9 protein-coding genes are annotated in these 5370 nt (G+C 51.7%); 8 read left to right on the top strand and 1 reads right to left on the bottom strand.

Features of this window, described 5'->3' with window-relative positions; all coding sequences use genetic code 11:
* Nucleotides 1-616: 616 nt before the first annotated feature.
* Nucleotides 617-1384, bottom strand: a complete 768-nt coding sequence (locus ACYVG7_RS11275; RefSeq protein WP_460883206.1) for a hypothetical protein — start codon at nucleotides 1382-1384, stop codon at nucleotides 617-619.
* Between the two features lie 255 nt (nucleotides 1385-1639).
* Here ACYVG7_RS11275 and ACYVG7_RS11270 point away from each other — a divergent pair, with 255 nt between their 5' ends.
* From ACYVG7_RS11270 to ACYVG7_RS11235, 8 genes are all read left to right on the top strand, one after another.
* Nucleotides 1640-1882, top strand: a complete 243-nt coding sequence (locus ACYVG7_RS11270; RefSeq protein WP_460883205.1) for a hypothetical protein — start codon at nucleotides 1640-1642, stop codon at nucleotides 1880-1882.
* Nucleotides 1879-2061: a hypothetical protein gene (locus ACYVG7_RS11265; protein WP_460883204.1), complete on the top strand. Its 183-nt coding sequence runs from the start codon at nucleotides 1879-1881 to the stop codon at nucleotides 2059-2061. Before ACYVG7_RS11270 ends, ACYVG7_RS11265 begins: the two co-directional genes overlap by 4 nt.
* A gap of 11 nt (nucleotides 2062-2072) precedes the next feature.
* Nucleotides 2073-2207, top strand: a complete 135-nt coding sequence (locus tag ACYVG7_RS11260) for a hypothetical protein (protein ID WP_460883203.1) — start codon at nucleotides 2073-2075, stop codon at nucleotides 2205-2207.
* A gap of 11 nt (nucleotides 2208-2218) precedes the next feature.
* Nucleotides 2219-2422 carry a hypothetical protein gene (locus ACYVG7_RS11255; RefSeq protein WP_460883202.1) on the top strand — a complete coding sequence of 68 codons (204 nt, stop codon included), beginning with the start codon at nucleotides 2219-2221 and terminating at the stop codon, nucleotides 2420-2422.
* Nucleotides 2419-2586: a hypothetical protein gene (locus tag ACYVG7_RS11250; protein ID WP_460883201.1), complete on the top strand. Its 168-nt coding sequence runs from the start codon at nucleotides 2419-2421 to the stop codon at nucleotides 2584-2586. Before ACYVG7_RS11255 ends, ACYVG7_RS11250 begins: the two co-directional genes overlap by 4 nt.
* Before the next feature lie 307 nt (nucleotides 2587-2893).
* On the top strand, nucleotides 2894-3145 hold the full coding sequence (locus ACYVG7_RS11245) for a DUF5681 domain-containing protein (protein ID WP_460883200.1): 252 nt from the start codon (nucleotides 2894-2896) through the stop codon (nucleotides 3143-3145).
* A gap of 475 nt (nucleotides 3146-3620) precedes the next feature.
* A complete protein-coding gene (locus tag ACYVG7_RS11240; protein WP_460883199.1) occupies nucleotides 3621-4181 on the top strand; it encodes a hypothetical protein in 561 nt (186 codons plus the stop codon).
* On the top strand, nucleotides 4182-4415 hold the full coding sequence (locus ACYVG7_RS11235; RefSeq protein ID WP_460883198.1) for a hypothetical protein: 234 nt from the start codon (nucleotides 4182-4184) through the stop codon (nucleotides 4413-4415).
* Nucleotides 4416-5370 lie beyond the last annotated feature (955 nt).

The following is a 5370-nucleotide window of genomic DNA, read 5'->3' as shown; positions in this document are numbered from 1 at the left end:
GAGTAGGCAGAGAAAATCCAAGCAAAACAACACGTTAGACGGTATTATTAATTCGCTTGCCGCTTAAGGTTCTGTACATGAGAGGCTTTTATGGTGTAACCCTCAAATCAAGCGCTGAGGGGGTAAATGTATTGCCGTTCGCCAATCACTGATCGACCGTGTTTGTTAATAGACCCCGCCATTGTGCGGGGTTTTTTTATGCCCGACATAATCACCAGTAATTTAACGGAGGCGACAAGTAATTTAACGGCCTAACAGTTTTGCCAGAAGTCGGGCTGGTATCGGGCAAGCATCCGGCAGATTTGAATTTCGCGCAAAGCCAGGCCTGGCGCGGGTTTGCGTTGTTTATCGGGCAGTTCGGGCGGTTTTTTTATGAAAAGTTTATATATGAAAATATACACAAGACGAAAAGTATATTTACAAGTTAAAGGCTCCATATAACAACAAATAGGAAAAACTGCCCGAAGTGCCAGACGACCAAAACCACCTGGCCAACGCTTCAACGGATATGTAAACCGCCGGGAGTCTATATATTTTGCGGCTGTCAGAGAGTTACGGCGTAAAACGTGGTGACCTAGTACCCCCCCCCCACGAAACAGCGTTAATTTCTAGTAATTTAAAGTTTCCCTTTTTTTACCATTTGCTCACATACCACCGTGCGGTATCGTCCTTCGGTATCTAGTGGATATCGATCTCTAAGATTTCGGTCTGCAAAATCAAAAGCGTTCGCGACTCTTATTCTCCCGGAATTGTCATCCTTATATAGATCCAGCAGTTCCGTAAACCTTCTCACACGTTCGTTATTGCTGACGATTCTGTCATCACTATCGAGGCTTCCTGTGTAGCAAGCTAGCAATACGGAGCCAAGGATATTTTCCTTGGTGGCAATGTATCCTCCAATATCGACTTTTTTGTCATCTTTTATGACGGGCATCCTTTCAATCTTAACGGCGAGCTTCAACGCTTTCGCTCTGGCGCTATCTTTCCGGCACGCCTCCTCATCGATACCTGCGGCGTTACCGATCATCGTGGCGACGATGCCGGCCGCTTTATCGATTAGATAATAACAACCTGACTCATCACCATACTCGTAATCGAGAGCAGGCGGGGCATTCCAGACAAGCTTTCCAGCTTTGCGTAACGATACCACTAGCGCAGCAGTCTCGGCGGTAAAACAAGCCCCAGGAACATCATGGGCTATCGATTCATTATGCAAATCACCGTTCTCGGATATGGTCCACACACAGTCAACATCAGGACTCATCAGATGCGTCACCGCATATGGCTTATCGAGATGCGCGATCCTGGAATCGGCATCGTCCGAATATGCATGAGCGTGGGTAGCCATCAGAAAAGGAACAACCGCTAACAAATGTTTCATCATTTCCAGTTCCAGAATTCCGGATTCTCATTAAATTGGCTGATATATGTGAAAAATACAACATACGAACGTGTTGTACGTTGTGTCACGGTGTAAATAGTGAGAGCAAAGAAGTCGTGACGAATTCGTCAATATAATCAAAGTTTTAACCAAAAAACATGATGACCGGTCACAATAAATACTGGTAAGATAGTCGAAGAAATAAGCGAATATTTGTATCGGGAGTTATTTATGGGGCGTCCCAAGGGATCAAGAAACATGCGCAAGGCCATACCCGTTGCAATATTAAACGAGGCCTTGGCCAAACTGGCTATCCAGGTAGCACAGGGCGACCCGCAAGCTGTGGCCTTGACGATTAAACACTGCATCCCGGCACCAATGGCGGAGCCCGTCGCCGGTGGCGTGCAGGAGCGTGCCATTGAGGCCCGGATCTATGAGCTGACACAGATGCAGGCGGAAATTGCCGAACTCAGGAAAAAACTAGAGGAGCGCAACGCATGATGAGTATGACCAAGGCCCGCCAGGAACTGGCAGAGCTGCGCCGGGGGTTTCACAAAGACGTGGCGTTGATGCGTCACCAAGGGCCGATTATCGAACGGGCCGGACAGATCCTGGCAGACCGAAGTTTGACAGTGGTTCAGGCGCTCGACTTGGCGTTAGATGAATTTGTGAACGCATAGGAGCAAATCACATGACACCGAAACAAGCACGCCAAGAGCTGGCCGAACTACGCAACCGGGCAGAACATTCCGAGCAGCAATGTAGCAGCAAGGCCGAGATGTTCGAACGCCTATACGGCGCTGGAGCGGATCACTTTTATCTGTAGGAGATTGAACCATGACCAGCAAAGAACTTGCCGCACGACTCGAAGAATTACGGCACAAGGTCGAAAATGGCGACCCTGACAGTAGTATCGACGCTTTACTAACGGACTTGGGAGAACTCTACAGCGACGCGTTGCGATGCGAACCGCCACAATGCGATATCGCGGTAACTGCCACGATGCTTCAAGCCCACCTGCTAGGGATGGATGGCTTATGACACCGAAGCAAGCACGCCAGGAATTGACACAAATGCGCGAACAAGCCGCACAGGGCAAGCGGTTCAAGTCGCACGCCGAAGCGATGGATGACTTTTACCAAATGATGGCTGGCCCGAGCCCCGAGATGCAGCGCACCCGTTCAACCTTGGCCGATTACTACTGATCACTTCTCCAGAGTGAGTGTTTTGCCCGCCGTGTGCGGGCTTTTTTTTGCCTGTTTACCACGTTTTACGCCTCAACTTGCCGCACGCCCTGCCGCCCCTGGCTTCCTGCCTGATTGTGTATCCGATGGGCCTGACGAAAACGTCATCTTTCGCATTTATAGCCTGACGAAAACGTCATCTTTTGCCTTGACGGATGCGTCAGGAAATCTTTATTTATCATGCACTTATAGCGTGACGACCAACAATTAACCATGGTAGCCTTATTGCAGATGTTAGTTAAACAGCAATTAACAAGGGGTACAAAACATGACATGGCAACCGGGCGAAAGTGGCAACCCAACTGGGCGAAAAGTAGGGAGCAAAAACCGCTTAACGCTGACCCGCGAAGCAATTATTGAGGCGGGCGGGATCCGCCAGAGTGAATTCAGATTGTTAGTCAATTTGATGCTGACCGATGAGTCGGAAGAAGTAGCAGCCAAAGCGCTTGAGCTGATCCGTTTGGCGCACCGTATCGCACCGAAATCCCAACTAAGTATCGCATTACCCGATCAGGAGTAAGACCGAATGAAAAATCGCAAACCAGTTACACACACCCACACACAGCAAACGATCGACGCATTCAACAGCGGCACTCTGCGAACCATCAGCGGCCAGCCCGTAACCAGTCGCCGTGTACTCGATGCCACACCGGCCAGCCAGGTTGTGCTGACAAGCCGAGCACACGACGCGCTCCAACGTTCACAGGGCCATTCAGTGGCTCAAGCTGCCCAACCTGCGGCCCCGATGCTGTCACGGAGCCAGGAGGCCGTTCTGCGCATGGCACAGGCAACGCCGCAACAAGCCGCACCAAAGTCCGGCCCCGTCGTATCTCGCGCACAGGAAGCACTTACCCGAATGGCTGGGGGTGATAAATGAGCCGCATGGTAGGACAACCCCACGCCATAGCCGCGTTAGTCAAAGGCAATAAGGGAAGCAGTCGTTGGAACGAGGCACAACGTCAAAACGCCCGGAAACCGCAAAAGGAGAAACAAGCATGATCGAGTCCGCGAAACACAAGACCGAAGCATTCAACAGCCAACTGGCCGCAATTGAAGCCACGATTGACGATCTGGAATACCAGATCCGATGCGAGAAGGCGAAGGCCGCCAAGATTAAATTGCCGGATGTTGGCGAAGAGATGGAACTTGCGACCCGCCAACATAAAACAGCAATGGCCGATCTGACGCTTGCAATTAAGCACTGGCTAGCAGCTCCCGATCAAATGGCAGATGCCCCGTTACTGACCGCCGCCGCTGCCCGTTGCGCACAGAATGGCAGCGCCGACGAATGCGTGGAATCTGTAGGCAAGCGAGCCATTCAATTGCTGATCCTCACCATGTTGATCCAGCCGAGCTTAAGAGTGTGCGACCGGGAACGCTGGCTGAACGCTGGAACCGCTGCCGACATTGAAGCGGCTATGGTTCGGCATTGCCGAGAGGCTGGGATAGCCCCTGACGTGATTAGCCGCATTGATACGGTTCGGGAGTTCAAGTCGTTCGCGGCGGCAAGCCGCTTGCACTGCGTTAGCCGTGTACGCAAGTTGGGAGGGGTGTAAATGGTCAAGGAGCTATTGAGCCAAGATGATCCATTGCTGTATGGGGAAGCAGCCCGCGTGATAATCACGCGGCTGCTCAAGCCAAGCAACACCCATTTCATCCCCGTCGCCACCCTGGCCGAGATCCTCGGGCTTCACCATGATGTTGTTCGGGACTTGATGCTAGACGCCCAGTTCATCGACTTCGATGACCAAGGGGGGCTGATAGGGGCTGAACTGAGGCACAAGCTATGAATGCCCGCCGTCGATTGTTCTTCTATCTGCACAGAGGTGGCAAATGAGGCTTAAATTGAGCACAAGCTATGAAGCCGATGTATGGAGGAAACGTCTTAAGCGAGTTCGAGCACGACAGGAGGATCAGGGCCAATTCCTTCGCGACCTGGCCCAAGCGGCCAACAGTGAGCCGCCGGGAGCCGAGTCTCTGCCGTGGTCGGCCAGATCCGTTAATCGGTTCATCACAAGCGAGCGCCATCCGTTTAGATGACTCTGCCCCAGTACCTGATCACCAGTGTAATGTTATTCACACTGGCATTTTTTATTCAGATCACAGGTGACAAACGAAACGATTGGCGTCGGCAGCCGATTGGCTTGGAGAGTCGCAACGCCTACACTCCAAGCCAGATCCGGACTCGAACCGACACGCCACAATCTGATGTGCCAGCGATCGACAGGCCACAACCCTGGCCAGATCGCCAGCGGCCATGACCAAGCGGCAAGACAACCCCCATCTGATTAGACAACGCCCGGCCATCGTGCCGGGTTTTTTATGCCCCCGAGGCCATGCCCCCGAGGCGTGAATTTGGCGTAAACCCGCCTGAACCACACAAAACCGAAAACGCCTGTATCTAATTGAATCAATCGGTTAAGTGAGCTATTATTCCATTAACAACCGTAGTTGCGGCATTTAAAATCCCTCGCTGGCAACGGCGTGCCGGTTCGATTCCGGCACCGGGCACCATTAAAATCAAGCACTTACGCACCAATCTCCGCAATCCAATATCTCCGAGGGAATATCCGGGGAATATGATTGGGGAATATGCGTTTTCACGATTTGCATTTCTATTCACTTCTCCTTGCTTCATCTCAGTACAAACGACAGAACATATTCCATCGAGTAGGAGGAGGCCTCGCGGCCTCCGTCCTCTCACACCACCGTACATGCGGTTCCGCATACGGCGGTTCATGTTAA

This window comes from Pseudaeromonas pectinilytica, from assembly GCF_054780855.1.
Note: the sequence above shows the minus strand (reverse complement) of the source record. Positions and strands in the feature narration are given on the sequence as shown.